The following is a 20,459-nucleotide window of genomic DNA, read 5'->3' as shown; positions in this document are numbered from 1 at the left end:
CCTCCCCGCGCGGCGGCGGTCGACATCGCGGCGCCGGTGCGCGGCGGTGGGCATCTGGGCGCCGGCGCGCGCGGCGGTATCCGGCGGCGCGGCGGGACTCAGGCGGCGGTCATCTGCGCGCACCGCTCCCACAGGGCGGCCGCGACGTCCGGGTCCCGCGAGGCGCGCGTGGACCGCACTGTCGTCGGGTACCCGGTGAGCTCACCGGGGCCGTCGGGGCCGATGTACGCGCCGCGCCGCACGGACTCGACCGTCGCCGCGTACAGCTGCGGCAGCGCGCCCCGCTCGGCCGGCTGCACCAGGTACGGGATCTTCTCCACGCCCTTCATGACCAGGTCCTGCACGCGGCTGCCGCTGCGGTACTGCAGGTTGGTCGCCGAGTACCCCGGGTGCGCGACCACCGCCTTGAGCGACGACCCCGCCAGCTCGAGCCGGCGTTGCTGCTCGTACGCCAGCATGACGCAGGCCAGCTTGGAGGCGGCGTACGCCGTCATCGGCGAGTAGCGGCGGCGGGTCCAGTCCAGGTCGTCCGGGTCGACGGAACCGAAGCGGTGCATGATCGACCCCAGCCACACGACCCGGTCGGTGAGCGCCGGCGCGAGCAGCTCGGTGAGCGCGAAGTGGCCCAGCACGTTGACGCCGAACTGCATCTCGTGCCCCTGTGCGGTGCGCGACCGCGGGATGTTCATCAGGCCGGCGTTGTTGATGAGCGCGTCCGGCGCCCGGCCACCCAGGACCTCGCCCGCCGCCCGCACCGAGTCGAGGTCGGCCAGGTCGAGCTCGACGACCTCGGCGCGCTCCGGGTGCGCGAGCCCGGCGCGGACGGCCTCGGCGCGTGTCGTGTCGCGGCAGGCCATGACGACCCGGGCGCCCACCTCGGTCAGCGCCCGGGTCGCCTGCAGGCCCAGGCCGGAGTTCGCCCCGGTGATGACGAACGTCCGGCCGGTCTGGTCGGGGATGTCAGCAGTGGTCCATCGGCTCATGCGGGCCAGCGTACGGCCGCCGACCGCCCCGCTCACGGCGCGCGGCGGCGATTCAGTCCCACGTCGCGGTGTCGGGGTCGACGCCGTGGGCGCGGGCACCCGCCTCGACCGCCGCGACGAGCCAGTCCGTCAGGCCGGGCTCGAGGGCCTCGTACGTCGCCGCGAACCGCTCGTCCTGCCGGTACATGCGCGCCAGCAGCACCTGCATCGACCGGGAGCAGTCGTAGAACTGCGAGATCGACGCCCGGTGTCGCTCGACCAACGCGGCCGCCTCCGCCGAGCCGGGATCCACCCCGGCGCGCTTCGCGGCGGCCAGGTCGGCGTTCAGCGACTCCGTCTCGGCCTTGACCCGCTTCCACTCCTCCTTGCTCATCTTCGCCGTGCGCTGCTGCGACTGCTCCCACTGCGGGGTGTCGCCCCAGCGCTCGGCGGCTTCGTCCTGCCAGTTCGGATCCCAGTCGGTGCCGAAGATCTCGGCCCGGTCCTCCGGGGTCAGGGGTGCGTTCACGTCGATCGCCTCCTTCAGGCGGTCCACTGCGGAGACCATCTCCTGCAGGTGAGAGATGCGCTCGACCAGCAGCCGACGCTGGCGGTTCAGGTGGGCGCGCTCGTTGACCTCGGGGTCGTCGAGCAGTGCGCCGATCTCCGCGAGCGGGAAACCCAGCTCCCGATAGACCAGCACGCGGTGGAGCCGCGCGATGTCGTTGTCGTCATACACGCGGTAGTCCGACCACGTCCGCCCGCTCGCCCGCGCCAGCCCGATCCGGTCCCAGTGGTGCAGGGTCCGCACGCTCACGCCGACCAACGCGGCGGCCGCGCCCACTGTGAGCCCGGCCGACCCGCGAGTCCCGTCCGGAGCGGGCGTGCCGTCACCTTCGTGCGTCGTCATCGATCCAGCATCTCTCACACCGACGAGCGTGGGGCCTGACGCCGCGTCAGGGTCAAGCATCGGGTGCGTGGATTGACAAATCATGCCGGGGTGTACAGCGGCGCGTACTCGCCGGTAACCTTGGCGGGCATGAGCCGACCTGCGCCCCGCGTGTACGACCGCCTCCGCGACCTCGTCGCGATCCCCGAATTCCGCGCCGACCCGTCGAGTCGCCCGTCGTCGACCATCAACGAGGTCTTCACCGGCGAGCCGCTCGCGGAGATCCCCGCCGGCACCGCCGACGACGTGGTCGCCGCGGTGGAGCGGGCCCGCGCCGCCCAGGTGGCGTGGGCCGACCGCGACGTAGCCGACCGCGTCGCCGTGATCACCCGGTTCGCCAAGGAGGTCATGCGCAACCGGGCCGAGCTCATGGACATCGTCCAGGCCGAGACCGGCAAGAGCCGTTCGTCGGCGCAGGAAGAGGTCCTCGACTGCCTCATCACCGCCCGCCACTACGCTCGCACCGCTCCCGGCCTGCTCGCGCCCAAGCGGGTCCAGGGCATGCTGCCCGGGTTGACCAAAGCCGTGGTCCGCCGCCAGCCCAAGGGCGTCGTGGGCGTGATCGCGCCGTGGAACTACCCGCTCAACCTCGCCGCCACCGACGCACTCGCCGCGCTGATCGCCGGCAACGCCGTCGTGATCAAGCCGGCGTCGATCACCCCGTTCTGCGCGCTCGCGGCGGCCGACATGTTCTACCGCGCCGGCCTGCCACGCGAGCTGTTCCAGGTGGTCCCCGGTGCGGGCGGGACCGTCGGCGGCGCGATCGTCGACAACGTGGACTACCTCATGTTCACCGGTTCCACCGCGACCGGCCGCACGCTCGGGCGCCAGTGCGGCGAGCGTCTGATCGGATTCTCCGCCGAACTCGGTGGCAAGAACGCCATGATCGTCACCGCGGGCGCCGACCTCGACCGCGTCGCCGAGGTCGCCACGCGCGCCTTCTTCTCCAACTCCGGCCAGCTGTGCATCTCGGTTGAGCGCCTCTACGTGGAGAAGTCCGTGGCGGCGCAGCTGACGGAGAAGCTCACCGCCCGCGTCAAGGCCATGAGCGTCGGCCCGGGGTACGACTTCGAGGCCGAGATGGGCAGCCTCATCTCGCAGGACCAGCTGGACACCGTGAGCGCGCACGTCGACGACGCCGTGTCCAAGGGGGCCCGCGTCCTGGCCGGCGGGCGGGCCCGGCCCGACCTGGGCCCCCTGTTCTACGAGCCCACCCTGCTGGCCGACGTGCCCGAGGACGCGACCTGCTTCGGCGACGAGACCTTCGGCCCGGTGGTGTCGATCTACCCGGTCGACTCCGTCGAGGAGGCGATCGCCGAGGCCAACAAGACCGAATACGGGCTCAACTCCTCGGTGTTCGCCGCCACGGACGCGGAGGGCGAGGCGATCGCGGCGCGCCTGCGGACGGGCACCGTCAACGTCGGCGAGGGGTACGTCGCGGGCTGGGGTTCGGTCGCCGGGCCGATGGGCGGCATGGGCGCCTCCGGGGTCGGCCGCCGGCACGGTGACGAGGGCCTGCTCAAGTACACCGAGGCCCAGACGATCGCCACGCAGCGAGTGATGCACATGGGCGGGCCGTCGTTCCTGCCGCGTAAGCGGTGGCAGCAGGTGCTCGCGCCCGCGACCAACGCGATGCGGTTCCTGCCGGGGCGGTAGCCCGACTACGGGCCGGAGCTGCGTAGGTCGCTCACCCGACCACAGCCGCTCGCCAACATGGCGTCTCGCCCGCCCCGAAGTGTGGGCGAGACGCCATGGCGAGGAGCGGCTGTGTGTCTCACGTACATCCGGAGGAGCGAGACGCCAGGGAGGCGTGCGGCTGGCCAGGATTTCGCGGGAGCGAGACGCCCGGCCCAGGAGCGGGACGCCATCTGCGGGAGCGAGACGCCAGGCTCGGGAGCGAGACGCCAAGGAGGCGTGCGGCTGCCCGGGGGCGGGCCGAGGTCCGGAGCGCGCGCCGGCCCGTTGCCCCGGGTCAGTCAGTCAGTCAGCCGGTCAGTCAGCTGCCGCTGCCGCGACCCCGGCGCAGCAGCACGAACGCCCCGCCGATGAGCAGGACGGCCAGGCCGCCGACCGCCCAGATCACGGGATTGACCCCGGAGCTCTCGCCGGAGGTCTCGTCGGCGACATCGGCCTCGGTCGCATCGGCGTCCGCGGACTCGCCACCGGCGTCGGCAGCCGTGGCCCCGCCGGCAGCGGAACCCTCAGCCCCGGCACCGCCCTCGCCGCCGGCTGCACCGCCCTCACCACCGGCCTCGCCAGCACCGGCGCCACCCTCGGCACCGGCCACGGTGAACACCGAGGACCCGCTCACGACGTGCCCGTCGGCCGAGGTGACGCGATAGCCGACGGTGTAGGCGCCGGGCGCGAGGTCGTCGACGCGCGCGGTGACGGTCTCGCCGTCGACCATCGGCTCGCCGGCCACGCGGTTCGCCCGGTCATCACCGGCGGTGACGGCGACGGAGGCGAAGTTCCGGTTGACCTCCTCGTTGAAGGTCAACACGATCTGCTCGGGCGCCGCGTCGAGCTGCGAGCCGTCCTCCGGGTCTACGGAGATCAGCACGGAGTGCGCGGCCGCGACGGGCGCGAGCAGCACGGCGGGGGCGGTGACGCCGCCGAGCAGCGCGGCCGCCACCGCGACGGAGGCCAGACGCCCACCAAGCGCCGGACGCCCACCCAGCGCCCGACCACCACGCTGCACCGGACGACAGCGGAGCTGGGTCACGCCTTGACCCCCAGGCGGGCCAGGACGTCCTTGTTCACGCGGTCGAGCTCGCCGGAGATCGAGGAGTGGATCTCGCGCCGCTGGGCGGTGGGCGTGGTCTCGGCGGTCTCGACGGCCGTACGCAGGTCGGTCAGGCGTTTGCGGGTGGAGGCGACGAAGTCCTTGACCTCCCGCTCGCCACCGCGGCTGGTCTCGAGCTGGTCGAGGGTGCGCTCGAGGCGGACGATCCGCGCACCCAGGGCGGCACCGGGGCCGGTGGCGTTGATGCCGGCGGCCTTGAGATCGACGCCGCCGGCCCCGGCGGTATTGTCGGAGCTCTGCACGTTGGACACGACCTTGTAGAGCAGTGGCAGCAGCACCGGGGTGGCGACCTGGGCTATGTTCAGCCAGCGCTGGACGTCGTCCTTGTTGAGCTTGGTGCCCTTGAGCTTGTCGAGCTCCATCTCGGCCAGCTGGTACTCGTGCTTGCGGCCGGCGGCGTCGATCTTCTCGGCGAGCTTCCGGTCCTTGGCCAGGATCTTGGCCTCGCGCTTGATGGTCTTGCGCTCCTCCTTGGCGTGGACCTTCTCGGCCTTCCGGTCCCGCTTGGCGGCCTTGCGGTCGAGCTTGTTCTGCTTCTCGGCGCGCTTCTCCTCCCGCTTTGCCCTGCGGTCGGCGTTCTTGCCCTCGAGCTTGGCGCGCTTCTTGGCCTCCGCCAGCTCCACGCGGTGGGCCTCCCTGGCCTGCTTGCGGGCCTCCTTGGCCGCGAGCTTGGCTTCGGTCATGGCGGTGGACTTGAGCGCCGCGGCATGGGCCCGGAGTCCGGCACGCTTGTCGCGGTAGGTCGTCAGCTTGCCCATGGGCGTCGATCCTTCTCTCGTCGCGAACATCAGGCCACCAGCCTAGGCGAATTGCCGGGCACTGAGGACCGGACCGTCGTGCACTGGGCGGCTGGGCCATGATGGACGGCGATGGAGGACGCCGAGCGCACCACGGGCCGGGTCCCCGACGCGGCGGTGGTGGGACCGGCGTCGGGGGCCAGATGTCTGCACCGAGTGGCCCGGGAGCGCGACGCCCGGCCGGGGTGGTGGCGGACCGCGCCGATCGACGAGGGCGTCAGGCTGCGCGCCATGGCTGCGGCGGATCGCCGCGCGGGACTGAGGGAGCGCGCGCTCGCGGGCGCTCGCCCCGACGCCGCGGTGGTGGACGTGGTGGGGGACCACTGGACGGATCTGCCGGGGGACGTACCGGGTGACGACGACGAGGAGGAGACCCTCCGGGCGTTGGCCGATGGGGCGACTCTGGTGTGGGGCGCCGCCCTCCCCGCCGATGAGGGCAGTGGTCGGGCGGGCCTGAGGTGCACGTTGGCGGCCGTGCCAGGGGGCGGGTACGCGCCGGTGTTGGTGGTCAACCACAAGGTGGTCGATCCGAGGCGGGGCAAGGGGTCGGCGACGGCGACGGTGACGCGGCTCCTCGACTGGGCGCCGGAGCCCGATCCTTCCCTGCGGGTACGGCGCCATCCGGCGGACCTCGACCGGCTCGTCCACGCCTGGCGTCTGCTCGAGACCGCGGGGCACGCGGCGTCGAGTCCGGTGGGTGCGGTGCTCGGGCTGGGCTCGGCGAGGGCGGTCGTGCACGACCTCGAGCCCGTGCTCGACCCGGCCGACCGCACCCACGCCACGCGACTGGCGGTGGTGCGCGGTGAGCTGGACACCGCCCCCAGCCGGATCGGCGAATGCCGCACCTGCCCGTGGTGGGAGGGGTGGGACGACCGGGACGGGCCCGTCGAGGGGTGTCGCGACCGGCTGGTCCTGTCCGATGACGTCAGCCTCGTCGTCGGCGGCGGACAGGTGGGGGCCCTGAGGGCGCGGGGGATCCGGACCGTGGCGGAACTCGCGGAGGCCGGGCCGGACCGGCCGACCGACTGGAACGGCGAGCCGTACTCCGACGCGGTCCTGCGCGCGCGGGCGCACCGCGACGGCGAGGTCGTGGTGCCCAAGGTGGCGCGGCCGACGATCCCCCGGGCGGACGTGGAGGTGGACGTCGACCTCGAGAGCCACCTCGACGACGGCGCCTACCTGTGGGGCACGCTGCTCACCCTGAGGGACGGGCGGCCGCTCGAGGACGAGGGCTATCGGCCGTTCGTGACGTGGTCGCGACTTCCGGGCGCCGACGAGGGGCGGGCGTTCGCGGAATTCTGGCGCTGGCTCACCGGGATACGGGACCGGGCGGCAGGGCAGGGGCGCTCGTTCCGCGCGTACTGCTACTCACGGGCCGCCGAGAACGGCTGGCTCCTCTCCTCGGCGAGCAGGTTCGGCCCGGAAGGCACCCTCGCCGTCGTCAAGGGGGTCCCCGGCGTCGCCGAGGTGCGGCGATTCATCTCCTCTCCGCTGTGGGTGGACGTTCACGAGGCCGTCGCCACCCAGTTCGTGTCCACGTCCGGCCTGGGCCTGAAGGTGGTCGCGCCGGTCGCCGGGTTCACCTGGCGCGATCCGGAAGCGGGCGGTGAGGCCTCGCTCGGGTGGTACCGGGACGCGCAGGCGGCCCGGGGTGTCGAGCGTGAGGCGGGAAGGCAACGGATCCTGGAGTACAACGAGGACGATGTCCGGGCCACTCGCGCTGTGCGCGAGTGGATCTCCCGCTCGAGCCGGGATGGCTACTAGCTCCTCCGGGGCCTCCTCCGCCCCGTACTGTTTCCGCTCTCGAGGCCCGCTCCCGACGCCGGGGGTGGGCCTCGAGGCATCGGCGGTGGTGTAATCACGGGAAGAAGCGTGACCGGATCCGCCCGGACGAGGCCAGAATCGCAGGCCGAGAATAGTTCTCGGGCCAGATTATAACTAAGAATTAACTAAGTTTTCTCCGTTGACGTCCTGAGTGCACCGACCTGCGGGCAGGGCGGTCGAAGCGGTTTCTCCATAACACTGTTTTGACGCCGTCAAACCCCGCCCGGGGTGGTTCGGCCACGAGCCTCCGCGCCTGGGGACCTTTTCCACACGAGGAGACGAAGAAATGACGTTCACGACCCGCAAGGTGGCCGCCGTCGCTGCCGCCACCGCTCTGGCCATCTCGGGCGCCACCGGCGTCGCCAACGCGCAGAGCGAGGGCAGCCTGGACGCCGGCAGCCTGACCGGCGGCTCAGGCGAGCTGAGCTCCGGCAGCGAGGGCTCCGGCGACTCGGCCGGCAACGGTTCGGTCCCGGAGGACCTGGGCTCGCTTATCCTGGACGGCAATGCCACCGGCAACGGCTCCCTCGATACCGAGGGTTCCCTGATCGGCGAGCCGACCACCGGCTCGCTCTCGGGCTCCTTGTCCGAGGCGATCGCCTCCTCCGGCGTCAACTCGCTCAGCCCGGCACCCGGCACGGGCTCCATCACCACCACTGATTCGCTTCTGGGGGAGCCCACCACCGGTTCGCTGGCCCCAATCTACGCTCCTATCGCGGGCTCGCTCGGCATCGGCGAGGGAGCCACCACCGTTCTCGGTTCGATGGAGGGGTCCCTCGGTGCCGGCTCGCTCCCCGGCGGCACCGGCTCGCTCGTTCCCGCCACCCTGGGGCTGGGTTCCGTCGCCGCCATCGGTGCGGGCATCTACTTCGCGCCGGAGATCCACGCCGCGCTCACCGCCGCCGGCATCGCCCTCCCGCCGCTGCCGCCGCTGCCGTGGGCCCCGGCCCAGGGTGCCGCTCCGGCCCCGGCTCCGGCCCCGGCTCCGGGCCCCGCCATCGACAACGGTCGCGGCTGACACCGGCTCGAACAGCACCGAGGCCCGCCCCGATCAGGGGGGCGGGCCTCAGTCGTCTGCGACGCTGCAGCGCGGCGCAATCCAGCGCGGCGCTCGAGGGGGAGCGCCGCGCTGCCGTGCGCGGCGCGCTGACTAGCGTGGCGCCATGCGCAGGGCGCCGTCCATGCGGATCGACTCGCCGTTGAGGTAGTCGTGCTCGACGATCGCGTTGGCCAGCTGCGCGTAGTCCGACGGGCGGCCGAGGCGCGACGGGAACGGGATCGCGGCCTCGAGCGACTTCTGGAACTCCTCGGTCAGGCCCTTGAGCATCGGGGTCTCGATGGTGCCCGGGGCGATGGTGTTGACCCGGATGCCGAACTGCGCGAGGTCGCGGGCGGCGCAGATGCCCATCGAGTAGACGCCACCCTTGGAGGCGGCGTAGGCGATCTGCCCGACCTGGCCCTCGTACGCGGCGACGGATGCGGTGTTGATGATGACGCCGCGCTGGCCGTCCTCGTCGACGGTGTCCTGGGTGGACATGGCCTCGGCGGCCAGCCGCAGCACGTTGAAGGTGCCCACGAGGTTCACGGAGATGCAGGTCTCGAACAGGTCGAGCGCGTGGACGCCCTTCTTGGAGACGATGCGGGCGGCCGGCGCGATGCCGGCGCAGTTGACCACGACGCGCAGCGGCGCGGCCTCGGTGGCGCGGGCGATGGCGGCCTTGACGTCGTCCTCGCTGGTCACGTCGGCGGCGATGAGGGTGATGCCCTCGTCGATACCCTGCTCGACGGCCTTGTCGATGGACTGCTGGAGGTCGAGGCCGAACACGACGGCGCCCTTCTCGGCGAAGGAACGCGCGGTGGCGTTACCCAGGCCGGAGGCGGCACCGGTGACGATGACGGAAGCACCCTTGATGTCCACGGGTGTTGTCCTTTCACTTGGGACTGCAACGAATGTCGGTTCCAGTGTCCCAGACCACGCCTCAGCGGACCGCGAAGCCCCGGCTCTGCCCCCGAACCGGGAACAGGCGGCCGTCGAACCCGCGGCCCGACGCGGTGTACACGACCCGGTACTCCCCGGCCGGGGTGCGCGGCGGGATGTCCCACGTGATGACTGCGTTGGTCACGGTGAGCAGCCCCTCGAACACGATCATCGTGGACCAGTCGCCGTCGTCGTGGACCCGAACCCAGCGCCGGCCGTCGCGGCGTTCGATCGTCAGGTAGGTGCCGCCGCGGCGCAGATCCGAGTTGGGGTGGGTGCCGCAGAACCTCACCAGGACGCGCTGCCCGACCCGGTACTCCGGCAGTGGCTGGTCCAGGACGTCGCCGAAGTTCCGCAGGGGGGCCGGGGTGTCGACGAGCGGGTTACCGAGCGGGGAGACGGGGATCTGTCCGGTGAGGTCCCGCTCGGAGGTTCCGGGATCCAGCGGCGTCCCCGCCCGAATCGAGCGGGCCAGGTCGGCGGCGATCTGCTGGATCGCGGGCAGGGTCCACGGCCCGAAGATCGTCGCGCCGCCCTCGTAGTTCTGGGCCGAGTACTCCTCGGGCGTGGTCACGTAGTGGCCGTACGCGTTGGAGTATCCCTGGACGGTCACGTGGTCCTCCGCCACGCCCAGTTCGGCCGCGAGCGTGCGCCGCAGCCGCAGACCCGCCACCACGGTGGGCTCGAAGCCCAGGGTGAACAGGTAGTGCGTGCCGAGGCGGACCAGGTGGAACGGGTACACGCGCTGCACGGCGTTCGGCACGAGCCCCACCGGGAGGAGGACGTCCTTGGGCGCGTGGGCCTCGCGCAGCCACCCGGGGATCACCACGTCGGTGAGGGCTTTGACCGCGGGGTTGCCGCCGCGGTCGCCCTCGGCGAACGGCAGCTCGTCCCCGCCGCCGCCGTCCTCCTGGCTCCCCGAGGCGAACGATGCTCCCAGTGCCGCGACGGCGGTGCGGTGGGTGCGCCCGTCGCCGGTGAACTGAGGGCCCACCTCGACGGCGGACATGTCGACCCACACGTGTCGCACGTCGATCCCGCCGCCGAGGGGGCGTACGTCCCTGCCCACCTGGTCGCGGGCGGCCGCGAACTGTCGTTCGCCGTTGATGCGGGTGTTGAGCCACTCGTCCGGCGTCGGCCCGCGGCCGGGTTCGAGGTCCAGGTTGGGGCTGACGTCTCCGGGGTTGGTCTGCGCGAAGGCGGTGACCAGGTGCGGCGTCACGCCGGCGAGGTAGTCCTGGCCCGCGACCTCCCGCTCCCAGTGCCAGGCGGCGTACCCCTTGTTGTCCGACGAGGCGATGCGGTTGTGCGAGGTCATGGACGTGGCGTGTGTGGCGAACCAGTTGAGGACGCCCACCAGCCGGCCGCCGCGGGTGATCTGCAGCGACTGCGACCGCGGGTCGATCCCCTCGGGGAAGTGGGCGCGCTCCTCAGGGGTGTCGCGCTCGAACGAGCCGCGGGAACGCTGGACGCCGGCGTCGCGGAGGGTGCCGGTGGTCACGCCGACCTCCGAGGGTGCGAGGTCGTGATGCGCCATCCGGACGGCGTCGACGATGCCGGCGACGTTGGCCTCGAACGTGACCGGGCGGAAGCCGAGCATCGACAGGTCGACCATCGGGTGGCCGGAGGTGCCGCCCGGGGCGACGTGGGTGTGCGTGGCGGTGATGACCACGTTGCCCTCGTGGTAGGTGCCGCCGAACTCCGCCGCCAGGCGTCGGAGGACCTCCTGGTGGATGGACTGGAAGATCAGGCCGATCTCGGCGGTGACGTGGAGGAACCGGGGCGACGACGGCGAGTCGGCGAACACGAAGGCGCGGGCCCTCTGCCGCAGGTGCAGCCCGACGGAGAGCTGCTCGGTGTCCGCGTACCCGTTCATGCCCGCGCCCAGCGGCTCTCCGGTCATGTCCCCGATGCCGCGGCCGACGTACAGGGCCGTGGACTGCGCTGAGGCGACGGCGGGCAGGACCGACTGCAGGGCCGCGATCCCGCCGAGGGCGGCGGCTCCGCCCAGGACGGTGCGGCGACTCATGCCGGTCGGAGTGCCGGTCTGGGAGTGGTCGACCTGTCGCTCGCCGTTGGACACCGAAGGGACCTCACTTCTCGCGCGGGTGCGCCGCTGCGGCGGACGCCGGGGCGGTTGCGTGAGTCACAGTAGCGTCTCGGACGACCGTCCGGGTGCGCACCACGGGCCGGGTGCGCACCACCGGCCGGGTCGGTTCCACGTTCCGGGGCCCGGCCGGTTCCACGGTCGCGGACCCCGGCGGCGGACAGGACGCGGCCCGGGCGGGGTGATCCCCACCCGGGCCGCTGTCAGCTCAGGAGAGCCGTGACGGGTCCGATTCCGTCAGCCCTTGGCGGCGGCGTAGCGCTCGGCCACGTCCTTCCAGTTGACGACGTTCCAGAAGGCCTTGACGTAGTCGGCCTTGACGTTCTTGTACTGGAGGTAGAAGGCGTGCTCCCACATGTCCAGCATGAGCAGCGGGGTGATGTTCACCGAGATGTTGCCCTGCTGGTCGGTGAGCTGCTGGATGACCATGCGCTGACCGATGTGGTCCCAGCCGAGGACGGACCAGCCGGAGCCCTGCAGGGTGGTCGCGACGGCGTTGAAGTGCGCCTGGAACTTGTCGAACGAGCCGAACTCGGCGTCGATCGCGGCGGCGAGCTCACCCTCGGGGCGGTCGCCACCCTCCGGAGAGAGGTTCTTCCAGAAGATGGAGTGGTTCGTGTGGCCACCGAGGTGAAAGGCCAGGTTCTTGCTCAGCAGCGGGGCCTTGCCGGAGATGCTGCCGTCCTCGCGGGCCGCGGCGAGCTGCTCGAGGGCGTCGTTGGCGCCCTTCACGTAGGTGGCGTGGTGCTTGGAGTGGTGCAGCTCCATGATCTCGCCGGAGATGTGCGGCTCGAGAGCGCCGTAGTCGTAGTCGAGATCGGGAAGAACGTACTCGGCCATAGTGGAGTGTCCTTTCAGTTGGGTGACGGGCAGCGCGCGGGGTCGACCCGTGGCGCCTGTCACGGCGTCCGTCTCCACCATAGTGATCTGCGGGCGAGCGCGTCGTCCGGCGCCGCGGTGGGCTCGCGGGCGGCCGCGGTGTCCTGCCATGATCAGAACCGTGGATCACTCCGATACGGCGGCCGTGCGCACCATCTCGGTCTCGGCCGTCATCCTGAGTCGGCCCGACGGCGCCGTGGTGACGGTGCGCAAGGTCGGCACGGACCGCTTCATGCTGCCGGGAGGCAAGTGGGAGACGGGGGAGTCGCCGCTCGAGTGCGCGGTGCGGGAGATCGACGAGGAGCTGGGGGTGCCCCTCACGCCTGACGCGTTGGAGTCGCTCGGCCGGTTCGACACGGCCACCGCCAACGAGCCCGGGTTCCTGCTGGTCTCTGAGGTGTTCTCCGCCCGGATGGACGGCGATCCCGAGCCGCGGGCCGAGATCGCCGAGGCACGGTGGGTGACGGTGGGCGAACTGAGGGAGATCGCGGCCCTGCCCGAGGACGACTGCGCGCCGTGGGCGCCGCTGCTGGTGCGGGTCGCGCGCGAGCGCCTCGGAGGCCCGTCGGCGAGCTGACCTCGCCGCGTGCCGGGGCCCCGACCGCGCGCTGGCCGGTCAGAGGACGAGCAGGGCGATGAGCACGACCAGAAGGATGACGGCGAGCGCGACGGGCACCGCGATATTGCGGCGGCGGACGTGATCGCTACAGCCGGTCCCGTCGAACGGCTGCGGCTGATCGGCGTCGAAGATGGCGCGAAGTCGTTGGACTGCAGGCTGTGTGGCGGTCACGTCCAGATCCCCCTCGGTCGTACTGGCGACCACTGTAACGCGGACTATGGGATCGGTCACATCACGGCCGGATCTCGATCCCGCGACGCGGTTACCCTGGCTACATGGGCTGGCTACAGGACGCGATCAGACAATCCGCGATGCGACGGGCGACCGAGGTCGTCGACGCCGACTCGGCGCTGCTGGGCCGGGCGGAACCGGTGGTCGTGGCGCCGAAGAACATCGTCACGGGCAATCCGATGGTGCCGCCGTTCCCGGAGGGGCACGAGTCGATCGTGCTGGGTATGGGCTGCTTCTGGGGTGCGGAGAAGGTGCTCTGGCAGCTCGACGGCGTCTGGACCACGGCGGCCGTCTACGCCGGTGGGTGGACGCCCAACCCGACCTACGAGGAGACGTGTACGGGATTGACCGGCCACACCGAGGCGGTTCTCGTGGTCTTCGATCCCGAGGTGCTGCCCGTGGAGAAGCTGCTCGCGGAGTTCTTCGAATGGCATGACCCCACTCAGGGGATGCGTCAGGGCAACGACATGGGCACCCAGTACCGCTCGGCGATCTACACGACCACGCCGGAGCAGCTGGAGGCGGCGCGCCGCATCGCCGAGGGCTACCAGAAGGAGCTCGACGCCGCGGGCTACGGGCCGCTGACCACGGAGATCGGAATGCTCGACGAGGTCCGCTCCGGAAAGTACACCTACGCTGAGGACTACCACCAGCAGTACCTGGTCAAGAATCCCGGTGGCTACGACTGCCACGTGCGCAGCGGGGTCGCCTGCCCCATCTGATCGCGGCCGTCGCGGCTCCGGCCTCCGCGGACGCCGCGACCCACGACCTCCGCAGGCGTCGCGGCCTTCGCAGCCGTAGCCCCGAACGCAGCCGCCCCTCGCGATGGCGTCTCGCCCGCTCTTCGGTGCGCGCGAGACGCCATCGCCGGGAGCGGCTGTGCGGGGCCGCGGGAGCGAGACGCCAGGCAGAAGAGCGAGACGCCATCGCCGGGAGCGGCTGTGCGCGGGCCGCGGGAGCGAGACGCCAGGCAGGGGAGCGAGACGCCAGGCAGGGGAGCGAGACGCCATCGCCGGGAGCGGCTGTGCGCGGACCCGGACATGCGAAAGGGCCCCCAGGATCTCTCCCGCGGGGCCCTCTCGTGCAGTCTGGGAACGTCAGATCACTCTGACGTCAGATCACATCGGGGTGATGTTCTCCGCCTGCAGGCCCTTGGCGCCCTGCGCGACGTCGAAGGAGACCTGCTGGTTCTCCTCGAGCGAGCGGTAGCCCGAGCCGTTGATGGCGGAGAAGTGGGCGAAGACGTCGGCCGAGCCGTCGTCGGGGGCGATGAAGCCGAAGCCCTTGTCAGCGTTGAACCACTTCACGGTACCGGTAGCCATAATGATGCCTTTCGAGAGTCGGTGCTCCGCTTGTCGGAGTACCGGGTGCTGCAGCAGAGAGCGTGCTGTGTGTTTCCCTGCGGTGCCGCACTGCCCTCTCGCAAGGGCGGTGGATCTACAGAAATACAACGAACGATTTCAACTACTGAGACAGACCATACACACGGCTGCGCGGTCCGTCACCCCCTCTGTGATGACGGATACATGAACGGCGCGTGGCGCAGGTCCGGTCCGGTCAGCAGGAGGCGGCGAGGACGAGGTCCGCGAGGACCGTTGCGTGATTGTGCTCGGTGTCCCGTGACGCATACGTGAGCACCAGCTTCCCGTCGGCCGCCCGGGCCGCGAGGCGCTCCACAGCCCCGGCCGCGGAAGGGCGGGCCAACTCGGCGCGGTACCGCTCGGCGAAGTCGGCGAAGTCCAGATCGCCGCCGTGGAACTCGCGCCGCAGCTCGGTCGACGGCGCCACGTCGGTACACCACTCGTCGTGGCGGAACGCGTCCTTGCGCACGCCCCGCGGCCACAGCCGGTCCACGAGCACCACGTACGCGTCCCCGGGATCGGCGCGGCCTGAGACGAGATCGTGGACGCGCACACAGCTCACGGACATGACCCCAGCATGTGCCACACCGCGCGCCCGCGCCATCCGCGGACGCGAGACCGGGCCACCTGCACCGCGCGCCCGCGCCACCCGGGCTGTGCCAGCATGGTCGCCATGACCACACCGCGGCGGCAGGGGCAGTGGCGCTGGGTCGCGCACCCGCCGTGGCGGTCGCCAGTACCGACCCCGCGACCGCCCCTGCCGCGCTACCGCACCGGACCCGCGTGGGGCCCGCGGACACCCGCCTATCCGGCCACCCCGAGGTGGGGCCTGCCCCCGGTCGCGATCCCGCACCGACTCGAGCCGCCCGCCGCGCCCCGGCCGGCCCGCCTCGCCTCGGCCGCCCCCGGCATCATGCGCGCCGCCGGCGCCTGGTTCGCCGCGACCGCCGTCGCCCACGGCCTGCGCTACGCCGCACTCGCCTGGTACGCCGACCGGCTCGCGCCGTGGTGGATCGAGGCCGTCACCACCGCGCTCGTCTGGGTGACCGGGATCGTCGCCATCGCCGTGGGCGTCGCCGCTGCCATCACCGCGACCGCCTGGCTCGTGGAGACCCGACGACGGGCCTACGCGCCGGTCCCGGATCCGCGGTCACGGGCGGGCCTGTGGGCTGGGGCTCTCCTCGTCGTCGTCAACTTCTTCCGCCTACCCGTCTACCTGGAGGAACTGCGCCGGGCGTCGGACCGAGCCCCCTCCCGATCCGACCTGAGGCGCTGGTGGGCGGCGTGGGGCGTCAACGCCCTGGCCGTCGCCCTGGCGCTGTGGCGCGGCAGCGGCGAGGGCTCCCAGGCCGCCGCCGACACCGTCCTGCTCACCGCCCTGGCCGCCCTCGCCGCCGTGTGGACCGCCCGCGAGACCCGGTCCGTCATGCGGAGTTTCACCGACCCTTCCCCGCGGTTCACCCGCAGGTTCCTCCCGGCGGGGATCGTGGAGGCGTCCGCGACCCGGAAGGAGTGAGACGTGACGGTCCCCGCGACCACCCACCTGCCCTCACCCGTCTCCACCCGAAGCGGCGTCGTCGCCCACCGCGGCGCCTCGGCCGAATATCCCGAACTCACCCGCGTCGCCTACCAGCAGGCCCTCGACCAGGGCGCCGAGGCGCTCGAGGTGGACATCCGCCTCACCGCCGACGGCGTCCCGGTGCTGCTCCACGACCCGCGCACCACCCGCGTCGGTGACAGGGACCTGTGGGTCCACTCCGCCACCCTCGACCAGGTCGCGGCCCTCGACGTGGGCTCCTGGCACCCGGTCCACCGCAGGCCGGAGCCGGTCATGACCCTGCGCAGTTTCCTCGTGATGGCCGAGGCGTATCCCCGCGTCCGCCTGTTCCTCGAGACCAAGCACCCCGTGCCCACCGGCGGGCGCGTCGAGACCGCGCTGCGCGACGAACTCCAGTACTTCGGGCTGGACCGGGCCGCGTCCTTCGCCGAGTCACGCGCAGTGATGATGAGCTTCTCCGTCTCCGCCGTCCGCCGGTTCCGGCAGCTGGCGCCGGACGTGCCGACCGTGCAGCTGCGCGAACGGCGCAACGTCTTCAAGTCCTGGCCCGCCGAGGGGTTCGGCGCCCAACTGATGGGGCCGAGCATCAGCGCGCTGCGCGCCCGGCCGTGGCTGGTCGAGTACTGGCGGTCACGGGGCATGGGGACGTACTGCTGGACCGTCGACGACCCCGCCGATCTCCTCCTGTGTCGCGACCTCGGCGTGGACTGGGTGGGCACCAACGTGCCGGCGCGGGCGCTGACCGTCCTCGACGGCGCGACGCCGCCGACCGAGGGGCCCGCGGACGGGGCCGGCGCCGGCGTGCCGAGTGAGGCGACGCGGGGCCTGCCGGGTGATCCGGGGGCATAGGGGCCGGCACCGACCGGCCGACTCGCCGGTCCGGCGGGCACCTGACGAAGTCGCACCGTATCGTGGGGGCCGTGGGTAGACGGAACAGGCACAACGAGCCCAAGGCCGGCGGCAACCGCCAGGCCAAGATCGCCGCACGCGCGGCCGAGCGGGAGGACCTGAGCGTCGAGCCGCGGCCGTTCGCCGGGTTCGCCGGCGAATGCGACATGGTGGCGATGCGCGAGTTCGTGCCGTCGGCCACCGCGAAACTCACGACGGTCGGAGGCGGGCGCGACGTGACGCTGGCGACGGTCCTGCCCGGCGCGATCGCAGCCCTGGTCCGCGACTCCGAGCTCGGCGGCGAGGCGATGGTCGGGCTGCAGGTGCAGGTCCACGGCCCCGACCCGGCCGCCGATCTGGCGTACGCGCTCGACTGGGCGGGCCGCGCCGGCGGCGGGGAGACGCTCACCTCATCGCACCCGACCGGGTCGACGCCGTCGCTGGCGGACGTCATGGTCCGGGACGCCCCGCTGGAGATCGTCGTCCACCACGACTTCTCGTGGTGGGTGGCCGAGGGAGTGCAGGTCGCCCCCGAGATCGAGCAGGCGGTCCGCAACGCCAATGAGGTCATGATGCCCTCGGCGCGCGTGGAGGCGGACGGTATCGAGGCCGCGTGGTGGGTCGACGCCGGCGAGAAGGCGCACATCCGCTGGGTCCGGCCCGAGGAGGAGGACGCGCTGTTCGAGGCGCTGGCCCGGGTCCACGCGGCGGGTGGGCTGCACCTGGGCGAGGGGTCCCGTTTCGCCGGGTCCTTCCGCACGCACGGGCTGCTGGTGCCGGTGTTCGACCTGGACCGCGAGATGCACCACCAGGAATGGGCGCCGGGTCTGCAGGAGCTCGACGCGCGGCTGCGCGAGGCGCTCGCGAACGACGCCCCGCTCACCTCCGAGGAGCGGTCGTCCCGCGACGGGCTGCGCGCCCGGCAGGTGACCCTCCGCTAGAAGGTCCGCGCGGCACGGACCCCCGACGGGGCGCCGTGCGTTCTAGGATCCCTTCGGGCGACGTCGAGGGTCGCCCACGACGCGATGTGTCGACCCGGGACGATCCGAGGGAGTGGGGCGCGTGGCCGACCGACCGACCAGGGGGGACGACGACGAGTCGCCCCGTCTCCCCGAGGTGACGGTCCCGCCGTGGCTGCGGACCGGGCCCGGCCCGGACTCCTCGCTCCCGGGCGTGCCCGCGGTCGACCGGTCTGCGGGTGTGGCCGACGGTGCGGGTGCGTCGCGGGCCGGCGGCCGCGCTGACGAGCCCGCGCGTGAGGCCCCACCGACCCGGATCACGCTCGGTGCGGGTGCGGGCGCGGGTGCGGGTGCGGGTGCGGGTGCAGGCGCACCCGCCTCTGCGGGATCAGGGCCCGCCCGGACGGCGGGCGTCGACGTCGACGACCTGTCGAGCCTCCCGCTGGGCTCCATCGCGACGGAGGTGCCCCGGCCGGTCGACGAGCCGCCGCGGTCGCCCGTGGTGCTCGACCGCCGTCCGGTGCGGATCGCCCTGCTGGTCGCCGCCGGTGTGGCGGTGCTGGGCGGGTCCGCGGTGCTCGGATTCGTCGTGACCCGCGGGGCCGTCAGTCCCTCCGAGGAGGCGGTCACAGGGTGCACCGAGGTCTCGGAGCCCGGCCGCGTGGTCGGCGCTGGGCCCGGATCGCTCGACACGCCCGCCGGCGCGGTCCTGGCGTTCGACCACGCCTACTACGTGGAGCGGTCGGCGGCGAAGGCGTTCGAGGCGGTCTCGCCGTCCAGTCGGATGACCGAGGAGCAGCTGCGCGTCGAGGGCGTCGAGCGGGTCCCCGAGGGCACCACCCACTGCGTGGAGGCGCGGGAGCTGTCGCCCACGCTGCTCGAGGTCGACCTCACCGAGTACCCGCCGGAGGCCGATCCGGTCCTGATCCGTCAGCGCGTGCGACTCGCCGAGAACCCCGACGGCACGTGGGGGATCGTCTCCATCACCCCGGCCGGCTGAGCGCGCGGCCGATCAGGGCCCGGCGTCGATGTACTCCGGGCCGGGGGTCCGCCCGGCGGCGACCGCCTCGAAGAACCCCGTGGTGGTGGGGCCCCACGTCAGATACGAGCCCACCGATCCCGACGCCATCCCGTCGTGGGGGGCGGTCACGGTCAGCGGGTCGTCGCTGAGACGCCACATGACCCGCGCGAGGGTCCAGATGTGGTCGCCGGTGTCGACGGTGACGGCCTCGGCGCCGGAGTTCAGCAGCGGCACCGCGGTGAACGGGTTGAGCAGGTTCCCGGGGGACAGGGTCTTGCGCATGAGCGCGCCGAGGAACTGCCGCTGGTTACGCACCCGCTGGAGGTCCTGCTCGGCGAACCCGTAGCGGGTGCGGACGAATCCCAGGGCCTGCGGTCCGGCGAGCGTCTGGCATCCGGCGGCCAGATCGAGGCCGGCGAGCGGGTCGACGATGGGCTCCTCGATGCAGATGTCCACTCCGCCCACGGCGTCGACGATCCCGGCGAAGCCGCCGAATCCGATCTCCGCGTAGTGGTCGATCCGCACGCCCGTCTGCTGCTCGAGCGTCTGGGTGAGCAGCGGCGGTCCACCGAACGTGTAGGCCGCGTTGAGCTTGTTCTCGCCGTAACCGGGGATGGTCACGAGCAGGTCGCGGGGCAGCGAGATGAGCATCGTGCGGTCGCCGCCGCGCGGGGTGTAGACGAGCATCATCGTGTCGGTCCGCTTGCCGCCGGCGTCGGACTCGGACCCGGTCGACAGCTGCGCCTGCTGCTCGGGGGTGAGCCCCTCGCGGGAGTCGGTGCCCACGAGCAGGGTCACGGTGCCGGGCGTGTTGCCGCCCCGCCCCGGGTAGTCGGTGAGCGCGTCAATCCGTTGCAGCTTCGAGTCCGCCCACAGGGCCGTGACCACACCCAACGTGAGCACGAGGACCAGCACGAGGCCGACAATGCGCAGCGGCCCGATCCGCCGCCACAGGGGAGCCCGGCCCGGGCGCCGGCGGGGTCGGGCGGCCGAGGCCGCCCGCGCGGAACGACGATCAGGCCGCCCGCCGCGACGGTCGGTCGCCTGTCGATAGGGGTCGCGCCCGCCGGCGCGCGCCCGAGAAGACCGTCGCGGATCGCGCGGATCGCGGGGATCGCGTGGGTCGCGTGGGTCGCGGGGATCGCGCGGGTCGCGGGGATCGCGCGGGTCCTCCCGCAGGTAGCGGGCCCGTTCCTCGGGCGTCAGCGGTTGGGGCTCCTGCCGCGGCTGGTAGCCGGTGCGACCGAGCGGATGCTCACGGCCGGCGTCGGCGGCCCTCGCGCCCGGGTCCCGCCGCGCCGCGGCATCGCGGGACGCCGCCGGATCACGCCGGGCGGACTGGTCACGACGGGCCGCCGGATCGCGCCGGGCGCCGGGATCGCGACCGGCCGAACCCGGGCGGGCCGCCGGATCGCGCGGCGCACCGGGGTCGGCGTAGCCGCGTCGCTCGCGGGCGCGTCGCCGGAGCTCGGCGGCCTCCTCGGGGGTGAGGTGCCGGCGCCTGGGGTCGTCGGTCATGGGAT

At 72.6% G+C, this 20,459-nt stretch carries 20 protein-coding genes; 9 read left to right on the top strand and 11 right to left on the bottom strand.

The window, feature by feature from the left end; genetic code table 11:
• Positions 1-98: 98 nt before the first annotated feature.
• A complete protein-coding gene (locus DPA01S_RS04220) occupies positions 99-983 on the bottom strand; it encodes an oxidoreductase (RefSeq protein ID WP_061227900.1) in 885 nt (294 codons plus the stop codon).
• Positions 984-1,035: 52 nt separating this feature from the next.
• Entirely contained in the window at positions 1,036-1,872 is an 837-nt protein-coding gene (locus tag DPA01S_RS04215) for a MerR family transcriptional regulator (protein WP_061914213.1), read from the bottom strand.
• 129 nt (positions 1,873-2,001) lie between these two features.
• Between DPA01S_RS04215 and DPA01S_RS04210 the strand changes: the two genes are divergently transcribed.
• Positions 2,002-3,567, top strand: a complete 1,566-nt coding sequence (locus tag DPA01S_RS04210) for a succinic semialdehyde dehydrogenase (RefSeq protein WP_061227850.1) — start codon at positions 2,002-2,004, stop codon at positions 3,565-3,567.
• A 340-nt stretch (positions 3,568-3,907) separates the two neighbouring features.
• Here the strand turns inward: DPA01S_RS04210 and DPA01S_RS04205 are convergent, their stop codons facing one another.
• Positions 3,908-4,633 (bottom strand): copper resistance CopC family protein, encoded by a 726-nt coding sequence (locus DPA01S_RS04205; RefSeq protein WP_232303003.1) that lies wholly within the window; start codon positions 4,631-4,633, stop codon positions 3,908-3,910.
• Positions 4,630-5,472: a DUF6474 family protein gene (locus DPA01S_RS04200; RefSeq protein ID WP_061914211.1), complete on the bottom strand. Its 843-nt coding sequence runs from the start codon at positions 5,470-5,472 to the stop codon at positions 4,630-4,632. Before DPA01S_RS04200 ends, DPA01S_RS04205 begins: the two co-directional genes overlap by 4 nt.
• 111 nt (positions 5,473-5,583) lie before the next feature.
• On the opposite strand from DPA01S_RS04200, the gene DPA01S_RS04195 reads away from it, so the two are divergent.
• Together DPA01S_RS04195 and DPA01S_RS04190 are read left to right on the top strand one after the other, a co-directional pair.
• Positions 5,584-7,275, top strand: coding sequence for a TM0106 family RecB-like putative nuclease (locus DPA01S_RS04195; protein WP_061914209.1), 1,692 nt, complete (start codon positions 5,584-5,586; stop codon positions 7,273-7,275).
• 346 nt (positions 7,276-7,621) lie between these two features.
• Positions 7,622-8,353, top strand: a complete 732-nt coding sequence (locus tag DPA01S_RS04190; RefSeq protein WP_061227854.1) for a hypothetical protein — start codon at positions 7,622-7,624, stop codon at positions 8,351-8,353.
• Between the two features lie 132 nt (positions 8,354-8,485).
• Here the strand turns inward: DPA01S_RS04190 and DPA01S_RS04185 are convergent, their stop codons facing one another.
• From DPA01S_RS04185 to DPA01S_RS04175, 3 genes are all read right to left on the bottom strand, one after another.
• Positions 8,486-9,253: an SDR family NAD(P)-dependent oxidoreductase gene (locus DPA01S_RS04185; RefSeq protein WP_007629673.1), complete on the bottom strand. Its 768-nt coding sequence runs from the start codon at positions 9,251-9,253 to the stop codon at positions 8,486-8,488.
• Positions 9,254-9,314: 61 nt separating this feature from the next.
• Positions 9,315-11,396 (bottom strand): neutral/alkaline non-lysosomal ceramidase N-terminal domain-containing protein, encoded by a 2,082-nt coding sequence (locus DPA01S_RS04180; RefSeq protein WP_061227855.1) that lies wholly within the window; start codon positions 11,394-11,396, stop codon positions 9,315-9,317.
• A 261-nt stretch (positions 11,397-11,657) separates the two neighbouring features.
• Positions 11,658-12,260 carry a superoxide dismutase gene (locus tag DPA01S_RS04175; RefSeq protein WP_007629669.1) on the bottom strand — a complete coding sequence of 201 codons (603 nt, stop codon included), beginning with the start codon at positions 12,258-12,260 and terminating at the stop codon, positions 11,658-11,660.
• 160 nt (positions 12,261-12,420) lie between these two features.
• Between DPA01S_RS04175 and DPA01S_RS04170 the strand changes: the two genes are divergently transcribed.
• On the top strand, positions 12,421-12,876 hold the full coding sequence (locus tag DPA01S_RS04170; protein ID WP_232303002.1) for an NUDIX hydrolase: 456 nt from the start codon (positions 12,421-12,423) through the stop codon (positions 12,874-12,876).
• A 39-nt stretch (positions 12,877-12,915) separates the two neighbouring features.
• On the opposite strand, the gene DPA01S_RS04165 is transcribed toward DPA01S_RS04170, so the two are convergent.
• The gene (locus tag DPA01S_RS04165; protein ID WP_156482532.1) at positions 12,916-13,089 is read right to left on the bottom strand and encodes a hypothetical protein; all 174 of its coding nucleotides are present in this window, start codon (positions 13,087-13,089) and stop codon (positions 12,916-12,918) included.
• A 104-nt stretch (positions 13,090-13,193) separates the two neighbouring features.
• On the opposite strand from DPA01S_RS04165, the gene msrA reads away from it, so the two are divergent.
• Positions 13,194-13,871 carry a peptide-methionine (S)-S-oxide reductase MsrA gene (gene msrA, locus DPA01S_RS04160; protein WP_061227858.1) on the top strand — a complete coding sequence of 226 codons (678 nt, stop codon included), beginning with the start codon at positions 13,194-13,196 and terminating at the stop codon, positions 13,869-13,871.
• Positions 13,872-14,267: 396 nt separating this feature from the next.
• Here msrA and DPA01S_RS04155 read toward each other — a convergent pair whose 3' ends face one another.
• Positions 14,268-14,471: a cold-shock protein gene (locus DPA01S_RS04155; protein WP_017837502.1), complete on the bottom strand. Its 204-nt coding sequence runs from the start codon at positions 14,469-14,471 to the stop codon at positions 14,268-14,270.
• Between the two features lie 235 nt (positions 14,472-14,706).
• On the bottom strand, positions 14,707-15,078 hold the full coding sequence (locus DPA01S_RS04150) for a DUF488 domain-containing protein (protein WP_061227859.1): 372 nt from the start codon (positions 15,076-15,078) through the stop codon (positions 14,707-14,709).
• Positions 15,079-15,183: 105 nt separating this feature from the next.
• Between DPA01S_RS04150 and DPA01S_RS04145 the strand changes: the two genes are divergently transcribed.
• The 4 genes from DPA01S_RS04145 (at position 15,184) to DPA01S_RS04130 (ending at position 18,915) form a co-directional block, all read left to right on the top strand.
• Entirely contained in the window at positions 15,184-16,026 is an 843-nt protein-coding gene (locus tag DPA01S_RS04145) for a DUF4328 domain-containing protein (RefSeq protein ID WP_232303001.1), read from the top strand.
• A gap of 3 nt (positions 16,027-16,029) precedes the next feature.
• Positions 16,030-16,917: a glycerophosphodiester phosphodiesterase family protein gene (locus tag DPA01S_RS04140; protein ID WP_061227860.1), complete on the top strand. Its 888-nt coding sequence runs from the start codon at positions 16,030-16,032 to the stop codon at positions 16,915-16,917.
• A gap of 71 nt (positions 16,918-16,988) precedes the next feature.
• A complete protein-coding gene (locus tag DPA01S_RS04135) occupies positions 16,989-17,897 on the top strand; it encodes a DUF5926 family protein (protein WP_061914269.1) in 909 nt (302 codons plus the stop codon).
• Between the two features lie 121 nt (positions 17,898-18,018).
• Positions 18,019-18,915, top strand: a complete 897-nt coding sequence (locus DPA01S_RS04130; protein WP_061914267.1) for a DUF8176 domain-containing protein — start codon at positions 18,019-18,021, stop codon at positions 18,913-18,915.
• A 12-nt stretch (positions 18,916-18,927) separates the two neighbouring features.
• On the opposite strand, the gene DPA01S_RS17220 is transcribed toward DPA01S_RS04130, so the two are convergent.
• Positions 18,928-20,454: an LCP family protein gene (locus DPA01S_RS17220; RefSeq protein ID WP_232303000.1), complete on the bottom strand. Its 1,527-nt coding sequence runs from the start codon at positions 20,452-20,454 to the stop codon at positions 18,928-18,930.
• Positions 20,455-20,459: the final 5 nt, after the last annotated feature.

It is taken from the genome of Dietzia papillomatosis NBRC 105045 (assembly GCF_001570845.1).
GTDB classification, from domain to species: domain Bacteria; phylum Actinomycetota; class Actinomycetes; order Mycobacteriales; family Mycobacteriaceae; genus Dietzia; species Dietzia cinnamea.
This window is presented reverse-complemented; position numbering and strand designations above follow the sequence as displayed.